General features: G+C 44.9%; 13 protein-coding genes, 2 tRNA genes and 1 pseudogene. 14 read left to right on the top strand and 2 right to left on the bottom strand.

From position 1 onward, the window contains the following. The first annotated feature begins 180 nt into the window (after positions 1-180). From HXT33_RS05080 to HXT33_RS05060, 5 genes are all read left to right on the top strand, one after another. Entirely contained in the window at positions 181-1,506 is a 1,326-nt protein-coding gene (locus HXT33_RS05080) for a dihydroneopterin aldolase (protein WP_421786827.1), read from the top strand. Beyond that, positions 1,506-2,012 carry a DUF3180 domain-containing protein gene (locus tag HXT33_RS05075; RefSeq protein ID WP_004136785.1) on the top strand — a complete coding sequence of 169 codons (507 nt, stop codon included), beginning with the start codon at positions 1,506-1,508 and terminating at the stop codon, positions 2,010-2,012. The genes HXT33_RS05080 and HXT33_RS05075 overlap by 1 nt, the downstream gene beginning before the upstream one ends. Positions 2,013-2,129: 117 nt before the next feature. Further along, positions 2,130-3,806, top strand: a complete 1,677-nt coding sequence (ettA, locus tag HXT33_RS05070) for an energy-dependent translational throttle protein EttA (RefSeq protein WP_308583165.1) — start codon at positions 2,130-2,132, stop codon at positions 3,804-3,806. A gap of 350 nt (positions 3,807-4,156) precedes the next feature. Further along, positions 4,157-10,225: a GA module gene (locus HXT33_RS05065; RefSeq protein WP_421786825.1), complete on the top strand. Its 6,069-nt coding sequence runs from the start codon at positions 4,157-4,159 to the stop codon at positions 10,223-10,225. Positions 10,226-10,484: 259 nt separating this feature from the next. Beyond that, positions 10,485-12,245 carry a DEAD/DEAH box helicase gene (locus HXT33_RS05060; RefSeq protein WP_421787607.1) on the top strand — a complete coding sequence of 587 codons (1,761 nt, stop codon included), beginning with the start codon at positions 10,485-10,487 and terminating at the stop codon, positions 12,243-12,245. Between the two features lie 120 nt (positions 12,246-12,365). Here HXT33_RS05060 and HXT33_RS05055 read toward each other — a convergent pair whose 3' ends face one another. Then, positions 12,366-12,788: a DUF3052 domain-containing protein gene (locus tag HXT33_RS05055; RefSeq protein WP_004127651.1), complete on the bottom strand. Its 423-nt coding sequence runs from the start codon at positions 12,786-12,788 to the stop codon at positions 12,366-12,368. Between the two features lie 779 nt (positions 12,789-13,567). Here HXT33_RS05055 and nrdD point away from each other — a divergent pair. The 6 genes from nrdD to HXT33_RS05025 all read left to right on the top strand — a co-directional run bounded on the left by nrdD (position 13,568) and on the right by HXT33_RS05025 (position 21,258). Then, entirely contained in the window at positions 13,568-15,943 is a 2,376-nt protein-coding gene (nrdD, locus tag HXT33_RS05050) for an anaerobic ribonucleoside-triphosphate reductase (protein ID WP_421787605.1), read from the top strand. Positions 15,944-16,147: 204 nt separating this feature from the next. After that, positions 16,148-16,855: an anaerobic ribonucleoside-triphosphate reductase activating protein gene (nrdG, locus tag HXT33_RS05045; RefSeq protein WP_421786823.1), complete on the top strand. Its 708-nt coding sequence runs from the start codon at positions 16,148-16,150 to the stop codon at positions 16,853-16,855. A gap of 187 nt (positions 16,856-17,042) precedes the next feature. After that, positions 17,043-18,917, top strand: coding sequence for an ABC transporter ATP-binding protein (locus HXT33_RS05040; RefSeq protein WP_375169318.1), 1,875 nt, complete (start codon positions 17,043-17,045; stop codon positions 18,915-18,917). Positions 18,918-18,919: 2 nt separating this feature from the next. Beyond that, the gene (locus tag HXT33_RS05035; RefSeq protein WP_421786820.1) at positions 18,920-20,971 is read left to right on the top strand and encodes an ABC transporter ATP-binding protein; all 2,052 of its coding nucleotides are present in this window, start codon (positions 18,920-18,922) and stop codon (positions 20,969-20,971) included. A gap of 98 nt (positions 20,972-21,069) precedes the next feature. Further along, positions 21,070-21,143 (top strand) — tRNA-Asp (locus HXT33_RS05030). A 42-nt stretch (positions 21,144-21,185) separates the two neighbouring features. Further along, positions 21,186-21,258 (top strand) — tRNA-Phe (locus tag HXT33_RS05025). 56 nt (positions 21,259-21,314) lie between these two features. Here HXT33_RS05025 and galE read toward each other — a convergent pair. Next, positions 21,315-22,325 (bottom strand): UDP-glucose 4-epimerase GalE, encoded by a 1,011-nt coding sequence (gene galE / locus HXT33_RS05020; RefSeq protein WP_308583344.1) that lies wholly within the window; start codon positions 22,323-22,325, stop codon positions 21,315-21,317. A 218-nt stretch (positions 22,326-22,543) separates the two neighbouring features. Between galE and HXT33_RS05015 the strand changes: the two genes are divergently transcribed. The 3 genes and pseudogenes from HXT33_RS05015 (at position 22,544) to HXT33_RS05005 (ending at position 25,562) form a co-directional block, all read left to right on the top strand. Further along, positions 22,544-23,839: a DivIVA domain-containing protein gene (locus HXT33_RS05015; RefSeq protein ID WP_004136804.1), complete on the top strand. Its 1,296-nt coding sequence runs from the start codon at positions 22,544-22,546 to the stop codon at positions 23,837-23,839. A gap of 101 nt (positions 23,840-23,940) precedes the next feature. Further along, a pseudogene (locus tag HXT33_RS05010) lies at positions 23,941-24,474 on the top strand (signal peptidase II); the annotation flags it as partial. Positions 24,475-24,566: 92 nt separating this feature from the next. Further along, positions 24,567-25,562 carry an RluA family pseudouridine synthase gene (locus HXT33_RS05005; RefSeq protein ID WP_421786817.1) on the top strand — a complete coding sequence of 332 codons (996 nt, stop codon included), beginning with the start codon at positions 24,567-24,569 and terminating at the stop codon, positions 25,560-25,562. Positions 25,563-25,587 lie beyond the last annotated feature (25 nt).

Raw genomic sequence — 25,587 nt, 5'->3', positions numbered from 1 at the left:
GTAGAATGTAACAAAACGCTGGTTTGCGCAAACAAAGTTGAAAACAAAGTTGAAAACAAAAGCGCAAATCAAAAGTAAAACCAAAAAGTAAAAATCGAATATTAAAACTGAGAAAGCAGCACAACAGCAAGCGTAAATATTGCTATTGTGCGCTTTCTCGTATAGGCGGGGAGAAAAGCAGTGGAAGAAAATAGTTATAGCCTTATACGGCTTAACGGCGTGAGGCCTAATGTTAACGACATTGTTATTGGCTTGTATACGAACATTCGCATTGATGCTGTTCTAAAAGTTGATTTGAGCAGGGCGTTGGCTGGTAACGATACTCATGCAATTGATATTCCGCAATTGACAGATCGTCTTGCTTTTTCGTTAAGGCAGTGCGAGCACGATGATGAAATTGAAGATCATCCGTCAATCGCCTTGGAGCTTATGACTAATAAGGTTGCGGATTCTGTTATGCGCACATGGCAGGTTGTTGAAGCAGATGTTACTGTTCGCGCTTCTGTTCGCAGCAACTACTACGGTTTGCAAAGCGAAGTTGACGACGTTTCTGTTACTGTGCATCGTGTTGCTAAAAGAGAGTACGACATGTCTAACAGAGCAATTCCCGAAAGTATTGCGCATGTTGCTGTTAGAAGCGGAAAAGTTGATATTGATGATTTAGAAGATAGTCCGAATGCAGACTACTTCCGTACGCTTATAGAACAGAACGAAGAAGAAAATAAGCGTAGGGAAGATGCAGAAGCTGCGGCAGCGGCTCAAGCAGCTATAGATATTGCGAATGCTGCAGCTGAAGATTATATGGATAATTCTGCAGAAGATGACGCTGCTAATAAGTCTTGCAACGCTGAAGGCGAGGCTGTAAACGCTGACAACTCTTGTGAAAATACTTGTGACAATACTGGCGAAAATCTTTGCGAGAACCAATTAAATAATCCAGGAAACGAAATGGCTGCGAGTGAAGAAAGACACCGATTTTTCGACGTAGACCCGCTTCAAATGCGCACAACTTTGGTAATCTCAATGAGGGGTGTCGCCAATCATGCTACGCGTTCTGCTATGCTGAAAATAGTTGCACTTCTTGAGCAAGATGGAGAAACTCGCGTAGACGGCATATCCGCATTATATGTTGCGAATGCGCTTGATGCTGACTACTACACCTGCGTTTTCCTTCTTTCCTCAACTAGAGACGAGTATGAAATGTTGCGCTTAGTTCGTATTGTTTCTTGTTCAGATAAAGACAAAATAACTCTTCGCGTTCTAGGCTCTCGTTCATACGGAGCACCTGCTACGGAAACTGAATCAATAAATCCGGAAGGGCTGCCGCAAGAAATTGCGCAAATGGTAACAGTGGATCCTAAATCACCTGAACTTATGCCATGGATGCAAATTGAGTCGGACGCTGCTTTGGATCACAACCCGCTTTCGTATTCTTTAGCTCTTGCTTTAGATACTCAAACTGTTGGTATATACTCAGATCAATGGCTTTTAGGGGATGATTATTAATGAAAGCGTATCGCACACCTTGGTGGTATCTGGTATTAGGTCTGCTGTTTGGCTTTGTACTAGGCGCATTTCTTGTGTCGTCAACAGAGTCTAGTGCTATGTCTCTTGCCGGAGCTCCGTGGGTTGTTATATCAATTATGGTAGTTGCCGGTGTTGCAACATTTGTTATGGCTTTGCAAACTCACTTAAGTGTTAGTGAAAAAGCTAAGAAAAACAATAAGCATACAAGCCCGCAGTTTGCTGTTGCCGCTTTGATGTTGTCGAAGTCATTGGGAATGGCTGGATCTATTTTGGCTGGCTGGTATATAGGCCAGTTGCTAATGAGTTTGCCGCACAGTGAAATGGTATTTTACAATTCTGTTGTTGTGCGCGAGTGTTCTATTGCAGGATTCGTTTGCTTTGTAGATATGCTTGTTGGCATTTTGGGCGAATTTCTTTGTCAGTTGCCGCCGGAAGATGGTGCAGAGTCTACAAAAAAGTCTGACCGCACTCCGGCAACATGCTAGTTTTACGTAATGCTATTTAGTTTTACGTAATGCTATTTAGTTTCGCTCAATAACTTATTGCTTTGCATAAAGCAGTAAACGCTGGAATTTCAACGTTTATAAGGATGGTATATTACTTTGGCTGAATTTATCTATCAGATGATTAAAGCGCGTAAGTCTTATGGAGATCGCGTAATTCTCGACGACGTTACTTTAAGCTTCCTTCCGGGCGCAAAAATTGGTGTTGTTGGCCCGAACGGCATGGGTAAGTCTACGCTGCTGAAAATTATGGCCGGCTTGGAAAATGTTACAAACGGCGAAGCTTCTTTGACTCCGGGCTATACGGTAGGTATTTTGCAGCAGGAGCCGCCGCTGGACGATACTAAGACAGTTGGCGAAAATATTAAGATGGCGTTTGGTGAGATTGCGCAAAAAGTAGCGCGCTTTAACCAAATCGGCGAAGAAATGGCCAATCCAGACGCTGATTTTGATGCGTTAATGGAAGAAATGGGCAAGTTGCAGACTGAAATTGATGCTGCAAACGGCTGGGATTTGGATTCGCAGCTTGAGCAGGCAATGGATGCTTTGCAATGCCCGGATCCGGATTCTCCTGTTTCAGTGTGCTCTGGTGGTGAGCGCAGGCGAGTGGCATTGTGCAAGCTTTTGCTTGAAGCTCCAGACTTGCTGCTTTTGGACGAGCCTACGAACCACTTGGATGCGGAATCTATTTTGTGGCTGGAACAGTTCTTGCACAAGTATGAGGGTGCTGTTATTGCTGTTACTCACGACCGCTACTTTATGGACAATGTTGCAGAGTGGATTTGCGAAGTTGACCGCGGCCAGCTTTACCCGTACAAGGGCAACTATTCCACGTACTTGGAAACCAAGGCCAAGCGTATGGAAATTCAGGGCGCTAAGGATGCCAAGCTTGCTAAGCGTTTGAAGAATGAGCTTGATTGGGTGCGTAGTTCGCCGAAGGCTCGCCAAGCAAAGAACAAGGCTCGTTTGGAACGCTACGATCAAATGGAGCAGGAAGCACGCAATTCTAAGAAGCTTGATTTTTCCGAAATCCAGATTCCAGCAGGTCCACGCTTGGGTTCGCAAGTTTTGGAAGCGAAGCATATTCACAAGGCTTTTGGCGACCGTGTGCTAATCGACGACTTGTCGTTTACTTTGCCGCGTAACGGTATTGTTGGCGTGATTGGCCCGAACGGTGTTGGTAAGTCTACGCTGTTTAAGACGATTGTTGGCTTGGAGCCGCTTTCCGGCGGCGAGCTTATTGTTGGCGATACGGTGAAGATTTCTTACGTTGACCAGAATCGTGCAGGATTGGATCCAAGCAAGAACTTGTGGGAAGCTGTTTCCGGCGGACTTGATTTTATTGAAGTTGCAGGCGTTGAAATTCCTACGCGCGCATACGTTGCAAGCTTTGGTTTTAAGGGTTCGGATCAGCAGAAGCTTACTGGCGTACTTTCCGGCGGTGAACGTAACCGTTTGAACTTGGCTTTGACGCTTAAGCAGGGTGGAAACTTACTTCTTCTCGATGAGCCTACGAACGATTTGGATGTTGAGACTTTGGAAAGCTTGGAAAATGCTCTGATTGAGTTCCCAGGCTGCGCTGTTGTGGTTTCGCACGATCGCTGGTTCCTTGACCGAGTTGCTACGCATATTCTTGCGTGGGAAGGCGACGACGAGAATCCTGCAAAATGGTACTGGTTCGAAGGTAACTTCCAGGCTTACGAAGAAAACAAGATTGCTCGCTTGGGCGAGGAAGCTGCTCGTCCGCATCGTTTGCACAGGAAGCTTACGCGCTGATTTGCTGATTTGCTGATTTTGCTTACGCGGCGTGTTATGTACTCGTCGGGTTGCTTACTATCTGATTTGCTGATTTGCTGATTTGCGCATAAAGTGACGAAAGTCACAAAATTGTAATACTTGAAATGTATAAAATTTTGAGTATTATACACACTGTACTATTTCAACCGCAGTATTAAGTCATTTGGCTTATATTCAAAGTTATAACCAATGTTATAACTGTTATAAACAAGGCATAACCAAAGCATTTATACTGCGGTTGAAGACTATTGTTATAAACGCTAATTTTTCTACTGCTGCCGAAATACGCATTAAGCAGCGGTAGTCGAATAAACGGAGTGAAGAAAAAAATGAAGAAGATTAATGAAGCGAATAATTTTGCTGCTTTAGTAAAGTCTGCTCAAAATGCTAAGTATGCACCGATTTCTAAGAGCGTGTGCGCAGCTATGCTTGCAGGTGCTATGGTGCTCGGGGGGGGGGTATTCGTTTCTACTCCTGCATACGCTGACGGTTATGTAGACGGCACTGGAAACAACATTTATTACGGTTATAAAACAGACGCAAGCTATAGCGAAGCTCGTTTCCACATTGAGGTGGATTATTACGATACGCTTGATAACGCTAAGGCGGGTAAAGACGAGGGTAAAAACCCGCTTGGCAAGTTTGTTCGCGTTCATTATCTTTCTAATTGTGCCAAAAAAGACGGCACAGCTGACGACTGGCGATTCCGCCCAATGTGGTGGTTTGGCGTTCCAAAAGGTTTGCAGGACGTTCAGGATATTACTTATACGCGCGTTGAAAAGTTGACTAATCAGCGCGGAAATCAGCCATTTAAGCCTGCAGGCTCTTCGCAGTTTAAGTTTACAAATGCCGAAGGCTATGGCATAGTGTCGCAGAAGACCTACAATAAGCCGGAAGACTGGAATAATATTTCCAACTTCTACTTTAAGGATAGTAAAGTGCTCGCCAGCAAGGGTTGGAAGCAGCTGCTTGGTCTTAATGGTGGAAGTTACGACAAAGTTGGTAATACTGAAAGTCAGTGGGACGATTATAAGAATGACACCGCCGGCTTGCAAGGCATTTTCGTTGACTGGGAGTCTGCAGGTACGCGCTATTATGACATGACCTACGTTGCAGAAATGACTCAAGATGCTTGGGAAAAGCGCGATGAGCATCCGCTTCGTTTTGCTGCTGGCGTGTATCGTTTTGCTGGTAATTGGCATTATGCGGCTGGTCAAAAGCACAATACGCCAAAGATTGCGGATCATTTGACGCTTAAGTATCCTGATGTGACACTTGTTAAGGATCTTACAAATCTTACAAAAGATGAAAAAGGTAAAGTCAAAGAGGCAATCGAGAAAGTCAATCGTGGCAAACCTGGTGCTCAAACTCTGTTTGATAAATTAGTTAAAGACGGTCCAGATTGCATTGTTGTAAATGATAACGGTTCTGCAACTATTACCTTTAAGGACAAGACGACTCGCACGATTCCTGCAAACATTCTTGTTGCAAAAGACGAATCCGATAGCGATAAGTATAAGCCAATTATGCCTGAGCGCACGCCTGTGGTGAAGCCGTCTCATCTGACAAAAGAGGATAAAGAAGCAGTTCTTAAGGCGTTTAAGAAGGCTAACGAAAATAATACAGATTTTAACAGTCATCTTGCTGATTCCGATGGAATTAAGTTTGATGATAAGGGCGAAAACCTTGTTGTGACTTACAAAGATGGCTCTAAGGCTACTATTCCTGCCTCTGAACTCGTGTATCAGGGAGCAACTATCGCCGATTGGGCGCCATATGTTGTGCCGGACACCATTGAGGTTGATGACCTTAAGAAGCTTAAGCAAGACGAAATAAACAATATTATCAAGGCTTTTGATGAAGCCAACAAGGGCATTACTCCTTATGATGAGTCAAAGGAAAAGAACAGCAACCAAGCACCTGTAACGGTTTCTGAGACTGGCGACGTAACTATCACCTGGAAAGATGGCTCCACAACAGTTATTGACGCATGGCAGTTCCTTAAGGAAAAGCCTAAAACCTCCGAGCCTTCAACACCAACTCAACAGGCTGAAAAGACCTTCATTGTTGAAAGTTCTGATAAGCCAATAGTGGTTACTTTTGATCCATTTAAGACAACGAGTGAAGAAATAACTACGGCGGGTAATGTTAATACTCAGCTTGAAGGACTTAAATCAACACTTAAAAAACTAAAAGGCAAAGATTCTAAAGACAATTCAGACGTTACCATAACAGATGTTGAATATAGCGTTGAAAACGGTATAGGCTACATCACCTTTAAGGCAGAGGGTTATAAATCTGCAAAGTATCCTATGAGTGCCTTCTTCAAACAGAATTCCAATAATAAGGTGCTGCCTCAAACGGGTACTACTACCACTAGCAACACAAACAAAAAAGGCTATAAGTGGAATTATACAAAATTTAAGATTCAGGGTACAACACCAACTCCAGCAGAGAAAAATGCTGCTGTTAAACAGTTTGTACGTGATAACTATGATGGCCAGGTAAATGACTGCAGTAATGGAAAGTACGTTCTTAACCAAGGACTTACGCCTAAAACTGGTTCAACATCAGGTCTTACTTTAAATGGTAATTCGGGGCTTAGTTATGTTCAGGCAAGCGATACCGACATAAAAGTTTATGACAAATCAGGCAATGCTGTAATTACTATTAGTGATCCTTACGAAAAGAATCAAGGTCAAGCAGGTGGTGCTGATACCACGATTGCGGATCTTAAAGCACAGGCAAAAGCTTTGCTTCAACAGAAGCGTGATACTGACAAGCTGAGCAACAATGATCTCGAGCGTGCTGGTATTGCAAATGCTGATCAGCTTAATGATAGCAAGATTGACAGCATGAATGACGAAAAGGAGCTTCGCAAGCTCATCCGCCAGCTTACCGATGCCGCAAAGGCTGTGTATAAGTACAATACAAATCCGCTCGAAATTGAAAATGACCCTAACGATTCAGGTTTTGGTCCGAACGATAATCAGTTCAAAGATGCCGTTAAGAACTTCCTGAAAGCTAATTACGACGACACAAACAGCAATAATAAGATTGATAATATCGAAATTAGCAACAATAGCTTGACGCTTGATAGTAAGGGATGGACGCCAAAGACTGGCACTTCCGACATGGAGCTTAAGTCTACGTCGGCACCGTATGGCATTTCTTCTCTGGCCATGGGTGATGACGGCAAGAGCCTTGTATTCAAGAATGGCGAAACGACACTGTTCACCGTATCTAAAGAGCAGCTCTTTAAGAAGAAGACTGAATCAAAGCCGTCTGGAGATAAAGACAAGCTTCCTGAAATGAAGAAAAAGGCGAAAGAAGCGATTGAGCGCAATCCAAACCTTACGCCTGAACAGAAGAAGCAGTTCGAGGATCAGATTTATCAAGCTCAAACTCCCGATGCGATTAAGACAATTCTCAAGAATGCTGCTGATAAGGGCAAAGAGAATCAAAACGATCCTTCAACTCAGCAAACTATCAACAACAACAAAAAAGGCACTACTGCTCAGCAGCAAGCTGATGAGGATAAAAAGAAAAAGGATAAGGAAGAGCGCGACAAGAAGCAAAAACAACAGCTTCAAACTGACAAGACCAACGCTGAGAATACCATCAATAACATGCCAAACCTTTCAGATGATGATAAGGCTAATCTAAAGGCTGAGCTTAACGGTGATAGTACACCAGCACATCCAGAAGGTGCTAAAACTCCTGAAGCCGTAAAGAAAATCCTCGAGAAGGCCAAGGCGATTAATGCTGCAAAGGGTGCATTGCAGAATGACATCAAGAAGGGTGCTCTTCCGTTCCTCGATCATGGCACGGGCGATAAGAACAACACCGCTGATACTCATGCTGATGATGCTGCTCTTAACGAATTGCTTGGCGGAACTCCTGGTAAGGATGCAACCCTCACTGCTTTGGATAACGCGTTGAAGTCAGACAATGCTACAGCTGATAGTATCAACAAGGCTCTTGACGCAGCCAAGCGCCAGAACGAAATCAATGAGGCTAACGCCAAGGCTGCAGCTAATGCCAAGCTTGATGCGCTTTTGCAGAAGCTTACCGATGCTGAAAATGGTTTGAATGCAGAACAGAAGGCTGCTGTTAAAGATAAGGTTGAGGCGGCCAAGGCTGCAATCACCACAGCTCAAGGAACAGTCAAGGGTGCTAAGAAGCCATCCGATATAAAGTCTGCTCTTGATGGTGTTGATATTAGTGCGGCGCTTAAAGACATCAACACTCAGGTGACTAACGCGCAGAATACTAACAAAAAACAGCAAGAGAACGACAATAAGACCGCTCTTGAGAAGGAAAAGAAAGAGCAGATTGAGCTCATTAAAAATAGCAATCTTTCTGACGAAGAAAAGAAGCAGGCAGAGAAGGACATCAATGCCGCAACAAAGCTTGGCGACCCGACTGCTATCGCTAATCGTTATTTGAAAGCCAAGAAGATTGAAGATGCTCTAAAGAAGATTGATGAATTTAAGCATTTAAACAAGGCTCAAAAGGATGCTTTCAAGGCGATCATCAATGGCACTGATGCTGGTAATCACACCAATGATGACGGTACAACTTCTGACGACATCGACGACGCGCTTGCCAATGCTACTGCAACCGATACCGCAATGGCTCGCCTTGAGAAGCTGAAAAAGACAGCTGATGATTTCGCTAAGGGCGACAAGTATAAGGGTCTGCAAGACGGCGATGACAAAAAGAAAGCGTTTAATACCGCCTCCACAGCCGCTGGTGCCGTGCTTGCTAAGGAAACTGGCGATGCCAAGACGGCAGATCAGGTTAATGAGCTGTACAAGGATCTTCTTAAGGCAATGCAGGCCATTGATGACAAAGCTAAGGGTGCGGGCGTAAGTACTGATGCACTTCAGGCTGAAGTAGATAAGGATTCTAAACTTAAGCCAACGCAGGCCGATCCAACCGATCCCGCTAAGCAAGCTACACCAGGCAATCCTATCTACAACACATCTTCTCAGGCTAAGAAGGATGCGTTTGATCAGGCCTTGACTGCTGCTGAAGCCGCTTTGAAGACAGCTAAAGAGGATAACGCAAATCAAGCGAAGCCAAATACTACTCCGCGCACTCCCGAGCAGGAAGCGCAAGCTCAACAAGCGGTAGATACTGCACTTCAAAATCTTCAAAAAGCGCGCGAGGAACTTGACGGCGTAGACACCAAGCCGCTTCAAGATGCTGTTGCGAAGGCAGATGATACGAAAAAGAACGTCAAATACACGAATGCGACGAACCAGGATAAGCGTGATGCCTATGATAAGGCAATCAAGGAAGGTCAAGAGCTCCTTGATAAGCTAAATGGCAATGCTCAGGCTCAGCCTGGTCAAGGCGGTCAGCAACCTGGCGGTCAGCAGCCAGATCTTAGTACAAAGGAAGCTAAGCAAAAGGCTCTCGACGCTGCACTGAAAAAGATTCAGGACGCCTATGATGCTCTTGATGGCAAGGCTGTAGAGCCGGAACCAATTCCAACTCCAACTCCTGCTGCTGTTGATAAGACGGATTTGGCTGCTGAGATTGCTTTGGATAGTACTATTGGCCGTCGTATGTCTTACATTGTTTCGCCTTCGGATAAGCAGCTCGCTTATGATAGGGCTCTTTCTAAGGCTCGTGCAGTGTATGCTGACCCGTCTGCCACGCAGGATGATGTTAATGCTGCTGCTGCGGCTTTGCGTGCTGCGGCTCGAGCTTTGAGTGGTTATGGTTCTGTTGATAATGATGTGAACCCGCTTCCAACTCCAAGCCCGCTTCCAAGCCCAGTCCCTGGTGGCTCTGGCTTTGGTGTGAATGATAATGCGCCTACTACGGTAGATAAGGGCGAGTTGAACGTTCAGATTGATAGTGCTGAAGCTGATTCTCAGCCTGGTAATGCTGGAGCTGGCAATGCTGGTAACACAAACGCTGGTGCTGGTGCAAACTCTGGTAATGCTTCCAACGCAAACGCCAACGCTGCTAACGCCAACAACAACGCTGCTAATGCTGCAAATTCTGCTGCTGTGAATGCTGCGGTTGAAAATTCGCCGGCTGTGAAGCAGGCGGATGCTCAAGTGGCTCAAGCTCAGGCGGCTTTGGACTCTGCTTTGGCTGAGGCTAAGAAGGTTGCTGCTGATTCTAATGCAACTCAGGCTCAGGTGGATGCTGCAGCTCAGAAGCTTTCTGCTGCTCGTAAGGCTTTGGCTGATGCTAAGGCTCATGCGGCTGAGGTTCGTGCTTCTGTGCGCGCTCAGGTGTTGAAGAGTGGCGTGTCTCAGCTTAGTAAGACTGGTAGCAACGTGTCTGTGATTGGCTTGCTTGCTACGGTTGCTGCTGCTGGTGCTGCGTTCTTCGTGAGGAAGCGTCGTGGTACTTCTCGTCGTAGCAACAACTAGGCGAGAGGCTGTAAAGCCTGCAAAGCTTTAGAAAGCTTACGAAAATCGCGCGAATTTCGTAAGCTGTCGTGCATTTAGCAGGCTTACTTAATCGCATAAGTAAAGATAGAGCCCCGCTTGTGATTCTTCACGGTGGGGCTTTTTGCTGCTTACCCTTTTTTGAAACATTTGCCGTGATTGTGCGGCGCGTGTGCTAGGCTCAGTTAGTTCACGGTTTGAAATTTAAGTTTTGAATACACATATTTTACGAAAGGCTATTGTGCCGCATACTCATAATGCTGCGTCTCATCAAAAGCGAGGCGCGAAGAATAATCATCACGAATTTAATGCGCGTAGAGAGCGCAATCGTAAGGCGGAAAAGGCGCGTGAAAAGGCGCGTCAGAAAGCTTTACGCTACGAGGAGACTGCAATTCGCGAGGCTGAGCAGGATTTCGCTAAGAAAGATTTTGCTAATCGAGAAAATGCTAAAAAGGATTTCGCTAAAAAAGAAAATAGTAAGAAAGATTTCACTAAAAACAATAAATCTTCTAAAAATTCAGTAATTATTCCAGATTCTGCAATCGAATCGCGCGAAAATTACAGCGACGACGTAACTTTTACGCAGCTTGGCGTGCCGGATCCTCTTGTAGAAGTATTGCGTGAGGACGGCAAAACCACGGCCTTCCCAATCCAGCAGGCCACGCTTCCGGATTCTTTGCAAGGTGCGAATATTCTAGGCCGTGGTCGCACAGGAAGCGGCAAAACCTTAGCGTTTTCTATTCCGCTGGTTGCGCGCTTAGCAGAAAATTTCGTTGATTTAATCAACAATGGAAAAAATAGTCGTAAAAACGAAAGTGACGATATTCCAGCTCCTCGCGCAATGATATTGGCTCCAACGCGCGAGCTTGTGCATCAAATTGACGATGTGATTGCTCCTCTTGCAGCGGCTTACGGAATGCGCACGGTGACGGTGTATGGCGGAGTTAGATACCAGCGTCAGGTATCGCAGCTTAAGAAGGGTGCGCAAATCGTGCTCGCTTGCCCGGGTCGTTTGGAAGATTTGATTCGGCAGGGCGCGTTGACTCTTGAAAAAGTGATGGTTAGCGTTTTGGACGAGGCCGATGAAATGGCTGATATGGGCTTTTTGCCGGCTGTTACGCGACTTCTTGAACAGGTAGATCCTAACGGTCAGCGCATGCTGTTTTCTGCCACGCTCGACAAGCAAGTTTCCACTCTTGTGAATAGATTCCTTCCTAACGCTGTGATTCATGCGGTTGACGATGCTGATTCGCAAGTTGACACTATGACTCACCACATTTTTGCTGTGTCTTCGGGAGATAAGTACGAGGTTTTGCGCAAGCTGGCTTCCGGATGCAAGCGTTCCATATTCTTTACGCGCACGAAGTATCAGGCGAAGAATATGGCGAAAAAGTTTGTGCAACAGGGCATTCCTGCGGTTGATTTGCAAGGTAATTTGTCGCAAAATCAGCGAGATCGTCATTTGGCTGTGTTTTCAGAAGGCTTAGTGCGCGTGCTGGTTGCAACGGATGTTGCGGCGCGAGGCATTGATATTAGTGACGTTGCGTTGGTTGTGCAAACTGAGCCGCCGGAAGACCCGAAGTCGTTCTTGCATCGTTCGGGCCGTACCGCTCGTGCAGGCGAGGAAGGCGATGTTGTTACTCTTGTGCTGCCTAATCAGAAGCGCGCGGCGCACACTATGCTTCGTCGAGCCGGAATTAACGCTAAAGCGGAAGACGTAAATCCTGCATCGCCTGTTTTAGATGAGATTGTGGGAGATGCGGCTGAGCTTCAGGAAGGCTGGAGCATGCCGGAGCCTGAGCAGCAGAAGCGCAAAGGTCGCGGTCGAGGGCGCGGGCGCGGACACGGTGGGCATGGTCACAGTGGTGCGCGCAAATCCGAGCGTAAAGCTGAGAGCAGAGTAGATCGTAAATCTGAGCGTAAAACCGAGCGTAAATCTATCCGCGAACGCGTAAGTAGCCGCGGGCGTGGTCACAACAACATGTCGAAGAGCGTGAAGTGACCAAAACTGCACAATCGTGTGTAGTTTATGCCGTTTTTTCGTAAGATTCCGACAAAAACAGCGCAAGAGTGAGTAGTTTAGGTCGTTTTTGTATAAGATTCCGACCAAAACTGCTCAGTTTTACTTAGACTGACCTTTACCGAAGGCGCGCAACTGAATTCCGTTCCAATCTGCGCTTACGGTTAAAGGCGTTGCGGCGTTCATTCCGGCCGTCTTTGCCGCAGATTGTACGGTGCTAGAACTTGGGGAACCTTCACGGCCAGGCTTAGGTGTTAGAACCCACATAGGAGCGTCGTCGTCAAGCATATTTGTGGCATCCATAATGGTGTCCGCAAGCTCGTCTTCATCGTCGCCGTCACGCCACCAAATAATTACGCCATCAACAGCAGCATCGTAATCTTCGTCTACCAATTCTTCGCCGGTAAGCTGTTCGATACTTTCGCAAATTGTTTCGTCAACATCGTCGTCCCAGAGCCATTGTTGCACAATGTCTCCTGGTTGGAATCCGAATTCCTGTGCATGCTGAAAAGCTATCTGTTCCACGTGACTCAATATATCAAAGCGTCACGAAGTGAGCGCCCATAACGGCGTGTATTATATTTGTGCTTATTTTTGTTAATCAGAGAACACTAGCATTCATGCTGCCGCACACACTACACCAGGCACTCATACCTACGCACACCACCGCAGCTTAATTGCGATACTTTAGTGTAGGAATATTCGTGTGGTGAGATTTGAGATTTTTCGCACTGAGCGAGGCGAACGTCAGAGCCGAAGGCTGCTGATTCGTCGAGCGAAGAAGAAAAATCGAAAAATCTCTGCGATTAGCACGGTTATTAACGAATTAGCATGCAGAGTTTGGGGGATTTCTTTACGAGCACTAAAAGAGGACTGAGAAGCTACATTCTTTAAGAAAGGCGAACACACTAAACGCCTTTAACAGCCAGAGCGCCCGAAGGACGGGACGTGCGAGGAAAGAAATCCCCCAAAACTCGCGCAACAGCAAACACGAGCGTAGCGCTGCGAGATAAGTAATTCCCATTGCTCACATTTTGCCAAAGAAACTTAACACGCCAGCAATCAAGCCTACCTCATCCTCGACACGCCTCAAAAATCGCGAATGTGAAATAAATCACTATATATAGTTTGTTATCTTTGCGTTTTTCCCTAGATATTGGGCATGAGTTGAGTTATAGTAGAGCAAGTCGTTGCGAAAATAATGCTTTTGCAGCGAGAGAACAGTTAGAAGAACAGTGTTATGAGAAAGGTCTGTACCGATGCAGGTTTTGGAAGAAACTGACGCCAAGAGCGCAGCAATTCGCATGGATGATGACTTAGCTGCAGCTCCAGTTTCCCGCGTGCAGGTCGAAAAGCGCGATGGTCGCGTAGTTGATTTCGATTCGATGAATATCATTATGGCTATTAAGGCTGCTTTTAAGGACTTAGGTAAGGAAGTCGGTCCTCAGGAAGAGCAGATGATTCGCGGTATTTCGGATCGTATTGAGGCTGAAATTCAAGATCGTTACAATGGTCCAGCAAAAATTGAGGATATTCAGACCTTGGTTGAGCACGGACTTATTGAAAATCATCTTTACGAGGTTGCGCGCTGCTACACGAGCTACCGTTTGAACCGAGATATTGATCGCGCAAAGGCTACCGATATTAACGAAGCTGTTAATCGCCTTGTGAATCGCGACGAAACGCTTGTGCGCGAAAACGCAAATAAGGATTCCAACGTTTACGCCACTCAGCGCGATCTTCTTGCGGGCGCTGTTTCTAAGGCTTCCGCGTTCTCTATGCTTCCTCACGCGGTTTCTAACGCGCATATGAAGGGTGATATTCACTTCCACGACGCTGATTATTCGCCATTTACTTGCATGAGCAACTGCTCGCTTCCTGATTTTGGAGACATGCTTGCTAAGGGATTTGCTCTTGGTAACGCAATGATGGATAGTCCAAAGTCTATTGGCACTGCTGCAACTCAGGTTACGCAGATTATTAAGGATATTGCTGGCGCGCAATACGGTGGTCAGACTGTTAATCGCGCTGACGAAATGCTTGAGCCTTACGCTAAGTGCGATTATGAGAAGAACTTGGCAATGGCCCACGCTATGATTCCGGATTCTACGCCGATTGAAGTTGCGAAGGATATGATTGACGGTTTGAAGGCTCAGGAGCCTAAGAATCTTCACTGCTCAGACAGGGATCCGCTTCCTGCTGACACTCCTTTTGATGAGAACTTGAGTGAGCTTGATCAGCTTCGTGAAGTTTATGCAAAGATTATGACGCGTAAAGCTATTTACGATGCTATGCAAACGATGGAGTATCAGATTAATTCCAACCGCGTTTCTAATGGCCAGACTCCGTTTGTAACCGTTGGCTTTGGCTTGGGTACTTCTTGGTTTGCTCGCGAAATTCAGCGCGCTATTTTGCTTAACCGTATTCGCGGCCTCGGCAAGGATCGTCACACTGCTATCTTCCCTAAGCTTGTGTTTACTATTAAGCACGGTGTAAACGCCGACCCAGGCGACCCGAACTACGATTTGAAGCAGCTGGCTCTTGAGTGCTCTACTAAGCGCATGTATCCGGATGTTGTGTTCTACGAGAACATTGTTAAGATTACCGGCTCGTTCAAAGCTCCTATGGGCTGCCGCTCCTTCCTTCAGGGTTGGATTGATCCAAAGACTGGTAAGGATGTTGAAGACGGCCGCATGAATCTTGGCGTTGTAACAGTTAACATGCCGCGTATTGCTCTTGAATCTCACGGCGATGTGACTCGCTTCTGGAAGCTTTTTGACGAGCGTATGGAAGTTGCTCACCAGGCTTTGCGATTCCGCATTATGCGTTGCAAGCAGGCAACTCCTGTGAATGCTCCAACGCTGTTCCGCTACGGTGCTTTTGGCCGTTTGGAAGCTAACGAGAGTGTTGATCAGCTGTTCCGTAATGAGCGCGCAACTGTTTCGCTTGGTTACATTGGTTTGTATGAGACTACTGCAGTGTTCTTTGGCAAGGATTGGATGAAGGATCACAGCTGGAATGAGGATGGCAAGCAGTTTGCGCTTTCTTTGGTTCGCCGCATGAATAAGCTTTGCCAGCAGTGGTCGAAGGCGGAAGGCTACCACTATTCCGTTTACTCAACTCCTGCAGAGTCTTTGACTGACCGCTTTAACCGCATGGATCGTCAGAAGTTCGGCCGCATTGAAGGCGTTACCGATCACGACTTCTACACTAATTCCTTCCATTATCCGGTTTGGTTGCAGCCAACTCCTATGGAGAAGCTTAGCTACGAGGTTGATTTCCCGTATCTTGCTTCCGGCGGCTTTATTAACTACTGCGAGTTCCCATGCTTGCAAGCAAATCCTAAGGCTTTGGAAGCTGTTTGGGATTACGCTTATAAGATTGGCATTGGCTACTTGGGTACGAATACGCCTATTGATCACTGCTTCGTTTGTGGATTCCAGGGCGATTTTGAGCCAACGAAGGAAGGCTTCCGTTGCCCAGAGTGCGGCAACAGCGACCCAGATAAGTGCAATGTTACTAAGCGCACTTGCGGCTACTTGGGCAATCCTGTTCAACGCCCAATGGTTCACGGCCGCCACGAGGAGATTGCGCACCGCGTAAAGCACATGTCTGGCGAAACTGGTCACGTTACGCTGGATAATGGCGAATCTCGTGAATGGTACGAGGAAGCAAAATAATCTTAGCTAATTAACTATGTTGAAACTTAGTAAAATAAGTTGAATAGATAATTAAGATAGATAAATAGCTTTTCTTGTGTTTGTTGTTTGGTGATAATCTAGCCGTTAGAAATGATTGCATTTTGTGATTACAATTTCTAGCGGCTGGATTTATTTTATTTTCGCAAATTTTGGTTGTTTGTTTGGTTTTGAAGGGGGTTGGATATGGCTCGCATTACTTTGCATGATTTTGCGCCTGCAGATGTGAATCGTGGTCCGTGGATTCCTACCTCACTTTCTAATAATCCTCGCGCTGGCCAATGGTCTAGCGAGCGCATGAGCCAGGGCATGATTGCCGATTACAAGCGTTTTTTGATGACAGACGGCGAGGGTATTCGCTGCTCGCTTTACGTTTCGGGATGTCCTTTTCACTGCGTTGAGTGTTATAACGAGTCGATTTGGGATTTTCGCGCAGGCCACCCTTATACTCAAAAGCTTGAAGATCAGATTATTGAGGATTTGGCGCAACCTTATGTGCAAGGTTTGACTTTGTTGGGTGGTGAGCCGCTGCTTAATACTGGTATTTTGCTGCCTTTGTGTAAGCGTATTCGCGAAGAATTTGGCAATACTAAAGATATTTGGAGTTGGACTGGATACACGTGGGAAGAGCTTATGCGCCCAGGGGAGACGCCTGATAAGCTTGAGCTTCTGCAATATATTGATATTCTTGTTGACGGACGTTATATTAAAGATTTGCACGATTCGCTGCTGCAATTCCGCGGCTCTAGCAATCAGCGTATTATCGACGTGCCGAAGTCTTTGGAAAATCCGCACGATCCTCCTGTAATTTGGGAAAAGCTTCACGATCAGGAGCGTTTTATTCCGTCGATTTACGGAAAAGATCGCGTACAAGGCGAAGGCGATGCTTCATAAATCCCTAAATTTAACCACAAATGTGAGCAAAGTTTCTCGTGTTTGGAGTGTTGTTGTGTGTTGAACGCTCCAAACGCGGGGAATTTACCAGGCTTTTCTTGCTGCTTGGTTCACTTAACCCCTGCCTGCCTTATATTCAAAAGTGATATCATTAAAGAATAAGTATTTAATTTAGAGTAGGGGAAGAATGGCAGAGAAGTCTGAGAAGCCAAGTAAGTTTGATGAATCAAAAAAAGATTCTCATAAAAAAGATTATGCCCCTCGAGCACTTCGAACGATACTAGGTTCTTTAAAAAGGTATCGTTTTCTTGGCGTTTTAACAGCTGTTACTATTCTCGTTGAAGCTGCTATGCAAATTGAGATCCCTACAGTAATGTCAAATCTTATTGATTTTGGTATTATGTCACGTTCTCAAGAATCTGTGCAATATTATGGTTTGCAATTGCTTATTTTTGCTGCAATCGCAATGATTGCAGGCGTTATTTCTGGTATTTGTTGCGCTCATTCTAGTGCTGGTTTTGGTAAAAATTTGCGCCACAACATGTTTTCACGCTTGCAAAGTTTAAGTTTTTCTGATTTAGATAAGTTTTCTAGCGGTACTGTTGTTACGCGTATAACTAGCGATGTGTCAAATGTGCAATTTGCTTACCAAATGATTATTCGCTCTGGTATTCGCAGCGTTATGATTATCATCACTGCTTGGTGGTTTACTTTTTCAATTAGCCCTGCCATCTCGTGGGTTTTTCTTTCATTTGTGCCTATTATTGGTGCAATTGGCGCTGTTGGAGCTAGTATAGTTGCTCCAGCATTTTCTCGAATTTATCGAATGATTGACGAGATGAATAATAGAGTTGGTGAGAATTTGCATAATATTCGCGTCGTAAAGTCTTATGTGCGTTCTGATTATGAAATAAGTCGTTTTACGCGTATTTCACATAAAATCTATGATTATTTTATTAAAGCTGAGTATGTGTTAAATTGTAGTATTCCTTTATTTAACTTATGTTTTTATTCTGGCATGCTGCTTATTGCATGGTTGGCTTCGCACGAAATTGTGGCTTCAGGAAATAATCCTGCTTTTGGTTTAACAACGGGAAATCTTGCTGCATTAGTAGTGTATGCTTTGCAAATTTTGTTTGCTTTAGCGAATTTAGTTGCAGTTTTTGTAATGTCGTTAACAGCTCGAGCTTCGATGCATCGTATTTCACATGTTTTGCAATCTCGAAATACTGAAGTTGTTTCCAAGCATCCACTTACAAAGCTTTCTGACGCTTCTGTGCGTTTTGAAAATGTTTCGTTACGCTATCCTCAATCAGATAATACAGATGAATCCACTCCAGCAGAACAGGAAATTTTACATGATATAAATATATCTATTCCTTCTGGAGCAACTGTTGGTATTGTTGGTGCAACGGGATCTGGAAAATCAAGTTTAGTGCAATTAATTGCAAGACTTTATGACGTAACTTCTGGCGCTCTTTTTGTAGGCGGAAAAGATATTCGCGATTATGATTCTTCTAGTTTGCGTGAAGAAGTTGGTGTTGTTCTACAAAAAAATATTTTGTTTAGTGGCACAATTGCAGAAAATCTTCGCTGGGGTAGGGCGGAAGCAAGCGATAATGATTTGCGTCAAGCTTGCGAAATTGCTTGTGCTGATGAGTTTATTAAAGATTTACCAGACGGCTACAATACGCATATTGACCAGGGTGGTAAGAATGTTTCCGGTGGTCAGCGACAGCGTTTGTGTATTGCGCGCGCACTTTTGAGGAAGCCGAAAATTTTAATCCTCGACGACTCGATGAGTGCGGTTGATATGAAAACGGATAGTAAAATTCGCGATGGCTTGAAAAAGTTTATGCCTGATTCTACGCAAATTATCGTTGCTCAGCGCATATCTTCAATCGAACATGCGGATATTATTGTTGTTCTTAAAGATGGTCGTGTTGTTGCTAACGGTTCGCATGATGAATTATTTAAATCTTGTGAAATTTACAGAAATATGGCGGTTTCTCAAGAAAAAAGTCGAATAACTAGCGCAACTAAAGAAGAAGGAGCTAAATAACAATGGCTAATAATAAAACGGCTCACTCTTCTAAAAATGATTCAGCTATTAGTTGGAAAACTCTTAGCAGACTTGCCTCTTATGTGCTTGTGTATCGAGTTAAAATTTGCGTAATTATTGCATCAATAATAGTTAGCGCAATCGTGCAAGCTGTAAGTGCAGTGTTTTTGCAATCTCTTGTTGACTCGTATATTCTTCCGCTTGTCGGTAAGCATAATCAGGATTGGACGCCTCTTGTTCGCATGATTATTCTGATGGCAAGTGTTTACGCTGTTGGTGTGTTTTGTTCTTGGCTTTGGAGCAGGCTTGTTGCGAATATATCTGAAAGTGTTATGCGTGATTTGCGAGATTCTATGTTTAAGCATCAGCAGAAGCTTTCATTGCGTTACTTAGATTCTCAAGGTTACGGCGATATTATGAGCCGTTACACAAACGATACTGAGGTTCTTCGTGAGGCAATTTCGTGGGCTTTTCCGGACTCTTTTTCTGCATTAATGTCGATTTTGGCAGCGTTTATATCTATTATGTGCTTATCGCTTCCGGTTGCAGTTTTTGTAGCTATATTTACTGCAATGTTGCTTTATTTAGTGCGTTTTATGCTAAAGAAATCTGGCAGTTTATTTGAGCAATTCCAGCATGCATTAGGCGAGTTAAATGAGTTTGTTGAAGAATCTGCAACAGGCAGCAAAGTGATTAAAATTTTTAATCATGAGACAGATTCTATTGAAAAATTAGATAATTGCATAGAAAAAGTGCAAAAAATTTCTGCAAGTGCGAATTCTTATGCAAATAACGTAATGCCTGTTATTAGTAATGCAAGCTATTTGCTTTATGTATTAATTGCTTTACTTGGTGCGTGGGCTGCTTCAGCTGGTTTGCCAACGCTGGGATTATCTGGATCTAGTACTCTTACATTGGGTACGCTTATATCTTTGCTGGCACTTTCGCGCGCATTTATTAACCCTATTGGCGAAATTACAATGCAAGCTAACGCACTTATGATGGCTCTTGCAGGAGCTTCTCGTATTTTTGAGTTACTTGATGAAAAGCCAGAACTTGATTCTGGCAGTGTGCAATTAGTTAAAGTGCGTGTACTTCAGTCTGCTGAAGATCTTGGAGAAAAATCAGCATTTGATGTGCTTGAAGAAGTAGACGAACAATCTGAAGGAAGCAATATTTATTGGGCTTGGAAAAGGTCAAAGCAAGATAATGGCACTAAAGCTAAAAAGCGCGCTCAAAACTTAAGTGAAATGGCTCAAGAGATTGTGTGCCATGCAAAGCGAGATGCTCGCACTTCTAAGGATGGCCGCTATACTTTGCTTCGAGGAGACGTGCGTTTTACAGACGTTGTGTTTGGCTACGATTCCAAAAAGCCTGTTTTGCACGATATTACTTGGTTTGCAAAGCCGGGGCAAAAAGTTGCTTTAGTTGGCGCTACGGGTGCTGGAAAAACTACTATTGCGAATTTACTTACGCGTTTTTACGATATTGACGACGGTCAGATTTTGTACGACGGAATTGACGTGCGAGATATTCTAAAAACGGATTTGCGTTACGCTGTTGGCACAGTTCTTCAGGATGTGAACTTATTTACAGGCACAATAATGGATAATATTCGCTACGGAAACCTAGATGCTAGTGATGAAGATTGTGTTAATGCTGCAAAATTAGCTCATGCTGATGCTTTTATTTCTAAACTTAAAAATGGTTATAATACAAAGCTCACAGGCGGCGGAGAAGATCTTTCGCAAGGTCAAAAGCAGCTTATTGCGATTGCTCGCGCGGCTGTTGCAAATCCGCCGGTGCTTATTTTGGATGAGGCAACTTCTTCAATCGATACTCATACTGAGGCCTTAGTGCAGCACGGCATGGATTCGCTTATGGAAGGGCGCACTGTGTTTGTAATTGCGCACAGGCTTTCTACGGTCCGCAATGCGGATGTGATTATGGTTTTGAATCACGGCCAAATTATTGAGCGTGGTTCTCACGAGGAGTTGTTAGCTAAGCGCGGTGAATATTATCAGCTTTGCACTGGCGCGATTGAGCTTGAGTAGCGTTTTATTTGTGGGCAACACGCCGAAAGAGCTGAGCACTTGCTTTTTGGCGAGGATTCTGTAAGATAGTGACTCGGCTGTTCGAGAGAATAAGCCACGGCCCCGTAGCTCAGTTGGTTAGAGCGCCGCCCTGTCACGGCGGAGGTCACCGGTTCAAGTCCGGCCGGGGTCGCGATTAGTAAAGGCCCGGTTCGCCGGGTTTTTTATTCATCATGGCTCTGTAGCTCAGTTGGTAGAGCGAGCGACTGAAAATCGCTAGGTCAGCGGATCGATCCCGCTCGGAGCCACAAACAAAAAACGCGCGGCAGTTTTGTCGCGCGTTTTGCTTTATCTAGTCAGTCTACTAGTCAATCTGCTTCCACGATTCAACGTCAATATGATGTTCAGGATTTGCTTGCCAAGCTGCCCAAGCAGATTCCACAATATCTTTTACATCGTAGCGAGCATACCAGCCCATTTCCTCATTAATGCGCTTCGGGCTGCCAATAAGCTGAGGAGGGTCTCCTGCTCGGCGATCCATCACAGTTTCCTTAAATGGAAGGCCTGTAACTTTTCGTACTTCTTCAACAATTTCTCGAACGGAAGTGCCTTTACCAGTTCCAACATTAAAAGCGTCGTACTTGCGTTCGTCACGATCCAAATACTTAAGCGCTTCAAGGTGAGCGTCTGCCAAATCCGAAACGTGAATGTAGTCACGAATGCAAGTGCCATCTGCAGTAGGGTAGTCGTCGCCAAAAATAGCAGGAGCTTTACCGCGCTGCAAGCGTTCAAAAAGCATAGGAATCAGGTTCAAAATTGCAGGATCTTCTAATTCCACCGGACCGCAGCCTGCAACATTGAAGTAACGCAGTGCGCAGAAGCGAATGCCGTAAGTGTGCTCGCAAGCGCGCGCCATCCACTCGCCAAAAAGCTTAGTTTGTCCGTAAGGGTTGATTGGAATCATAGGAACAACGTCTTCTGGCACAACATCAACAGGTGGAACGCCGTAAGTTGCTGCGGAAGACGAGAATACTAGCTTCTTCACTCCGCTATCTTTCATGCCCTCAAGAACATTCAGCATACCGTTAATATTCTGCTGATAATACCAAAGCGGCTTTTCAACGGACTCGCCAACCTGCTTTCTGGCAGCAAAATGAATTACGGAATCAACATTCTCGTCCTTCATGATTTGCGCAAGACGTGCTCCGGCATCAGGAGATGCAATATCCATGCCATAAAGTCGAGCGCCTTCGATTCTAGTAGGCTTTCCGTAGCTTAAATCGTCTACTACAACAACATTCTGATTTATTTTATGTAAGGCGTGAACTACGTGTGCTCCAATGTAACCGCATCCGCCTGTAACAAGAACAGTCATTATTAACCTTTCCTAGTATTTTGTATCTTTGTATAATCTCTGCAATTATATCTCGCCAAACTGAACTATAAATTTGCGTGCGGTTTATGCGCATTTTTTATAAAATCGGCGTTTTGCGCATAAATTTTCGCATTATTTGCCCTAATTTTCTGCGTACGTGATAGCATCGAATAGATATATATCAATGAGATGCGTCCCAAAAGCGAGGTGTAAAGCATATGACTCTGTTGACGCCTAAGGACATTCGAGAGCATACCTTCCAGATTGTACGTTTCAAGGGAGGATATGACGTTGACGAGGTTGACGAATTTCTCGATCAAGTTACAGAAACAATAGAAGCGCTTGGTCAGCAGGCAGTGCAGGGACTTGGTGCTTCCACACAATCCCTCGGCCGCGATGTTGCGGGCTTGAATACCAAGATTGCTGAGTTGACTTCTAAAGTTGAGTCCTTAACTCAAGAAAATGAAACGTTGCGTAACGCTGCTAAGCAGCAGGGCGAATCTAATGAATCTGCTGAAAAGCTTGAGGCGACTGAAACTAAGTTGCGTGAAGCTGAAGAAAGCAACCGTGCTCTTACCGCTCAAAACCAACAGCTTAAGGAGCAGTTGGATGGCTTGGGTGCTCAGGTTGATCAGCTTACTGCTCAAACCGCTAAGGCGGATAACGCGGATCAGGTTCAGAAGGAACTTGAAGCTGTTACTCGCGAGCGCGATGACTTCCGTGCAAATAGCGAAAACTTGGGTCGTGAGCTTGAAACTGTTCGTCAGCAGCTTGTTGTTACCCAGCAGGAAAACGCTAAGGTTCAGGAGCTTTCTAAGCAGCTTGAAGAATCTCGTCAGCGTGAAGAGCAGCTTCGTCAACAAGTTTCTAAGATGGAGCCAAATACTGAAACTGGTAGCTTGCAGAAGATTGCTGGCGCTGGTGCTGATGCCCAGGGTTCTGAGCCAGAGCGCGCAACTGCTATGTTGACTCTTGCAATGCAATTGCACGATCAGTACGTTGATAAGGGCAAGGCTAAGGCTCAGCAGATTGTTGAAGAGAGCCAGGCTCGTTATAACGAAACAGTTGCTAAGGCTGATGAGTATTCTGAGCGCACTCGTTCTGAGGCAGATGAATACAATAAGCAGACTCGTGGCGATGCTGATGATTATTCTGCACGCGCTCACAATGAGGCTGATGCTTACTCTGGTAAGGTTCGCCAGGCTGCAGACGATTATGCTAAGCAGACTCACGATCAGGCTGATCAGTACGAGTCCGAAGTACAGCACCGCGCTGCAGACTATGATTCTACAACACGCACCGCTGCCGACGCTTATGCTCGTCAGGTGCGCGAGAATCTTGAGAAGCAGACTCAGGTTATTGAAGGCAATATTCAGAGCCTCAAGCAGTTTGAGACTGAGTATCGCACTCGCTTGACTGACTTCCTTGGCCAGTTGGTTGCCCAGGTTTCTGACGAAAACGCGTATGCTGCTCTTGGTCAGAAGCAAGCTTCCAATGAGGATAAGCAAGAGTAGTTTTCTTCTTAAAGCGCGTAACTTTTAAATGTTTGCGCGCTTTAAGCTGATGCTATTTTTATTTACAGATCGGATAAAAATTGACGCATAGAGATGTGCGTGTGAAACGGCTACGTACTCGCGTAGCCGTTTTTGCACTTATTGTTATTGTTGGGCTTGTTGTAGATCGCCTTAGCAAACTGTGGGCTCTTAGCGCTTTACAGTATGGAAAGCAGATTGTTTGTATTCCTAATTCCTTAATGCTTTCGCTTGTGCGAAATGGCGGTGCTTCGTTTGGACTAGGTTCTGGCTTAACTAGTTTTATTAGCATAGTGGCGATTTTGGCTTGTGTAGCTATGCTTGCTGCAGTTCGTCGCACAAAATCTTTGCAGTGGACGATTGTGCTGTCTTTAGCATTTTCCGGCGCTTTTGGCAATTTGATTGATCGCGCAATTTATGCCGAGCATTTTTTGGACGGCAAAGTTGTTGACTTTATTAACTACGGTTGGTCAGTTGGTAACGTTGCGGATATTATTCTTGCTGTTGCAGGCATTTGGTTTGTTGGCTTGATTTTGTTTGAAACTCCGTTTAAGCCTGGCGAAAGTGATGACGAAAGTGCTGACGAAAGCGCTGATGAAGACGCTGATGAAAGTGCTTCCGAAAATACTTCCGAAAGCGCTGCCGAAAACGTTGCCGAAAATACTTCCGAAGTCACTGCCAAAAATACTGACGAAAGCAACAATTAATTATGCAAAGCAGTATGCCGGTTCCTGAAGATTTAGTTGGTTGCCGTTTTGACGTTGCAGTTTCAAAATTGCGCAATATTTCGCGTTCAAAAGCAAGCGATCTTGTTTCTAACGGAACCGTGCGTATTGCTAATCGTAAAGCAAATAAATCTGCGCTTTTGCTTAGTAGTGACGAAATAATATTCGATGATTTAGTTGGCGAAGATTTTGCTGAAAATAGTTGCGAAAATGATGTGCTTCAAGACGAAAGTCAGCAAAATAATCAAATAGAACTACAGCTCCAAAATCAAGCAATCGAAGAAAGCATGACAATCGCTTATAAAGACGAAGATATTGTAGTTGTAGATAAGCCGGTTGGAATGGCCGCTCACCAAGCTCAAGGCTGGTGTGGCCCAACAGTGGGAGAGACTTTAGAAAAGCGCGGAATCAGTATTTCTGCTACTGCTGGAGACGAAAATCGCCTTGGTATTGTAAGTCGTCTTGATGCTGGCACAAGCGGCCTAATGCTTGTTTGCAGAACAGATTTAGCGTATGAAGAAATGAAAAAGCAGTTTGCAAATCACACTGTTAAAAAAACGTATCATGCGCTTGTTCAAGGCGACTTAACGCAAAATAAAGCAACAATCGAAGCTCCTATTGGTCGCGCAAAAGTTTCGGATTTTCGTTTCACAATCACGCCAAGTGGAAAACCTGCTGTTACGCATTGGGATGTTCTTGAACGCTTCGGTCAAGCAACTTTAGCAAGTGTTAATTTGGAAACGGGCCGCACTCATCAAATACGCGTGCATTTTACTTCTATTGGCCATCCGCTAGTCGGAGATTCTATGTACGGTGCAAACCCGGTTTTGGCTAAAAAGCTTGGTTTAACAAGGCAGTGGCTTCATTCTATTGAGCTTATTTTTACGCATCCTAGAACGGGAAAATTGATTAAAGTAAAGTCGAATTATCCTTCTGATTTGCAACACGCTTTAGAAGCTATGCGAGAATTATCAAAGTAGCGTTTTTGCATTTTTCGGTCAGCTT

The sequence above is a fragment of the Gardnerella sp. DNF00753 genome (assembly GCF_049244275.1).
Lineage (GTDB): Bacteria > Actinomycetota > Actinomycetes > Actinomycetales > Bifidobacteriaceae > Bifidobacterium > Bifidobacterium greenwoodii.
Note: the sequence above shows the minus strand (reverse complement) of the source record. Positions and strands in the feature narration are given on the sequence as shown.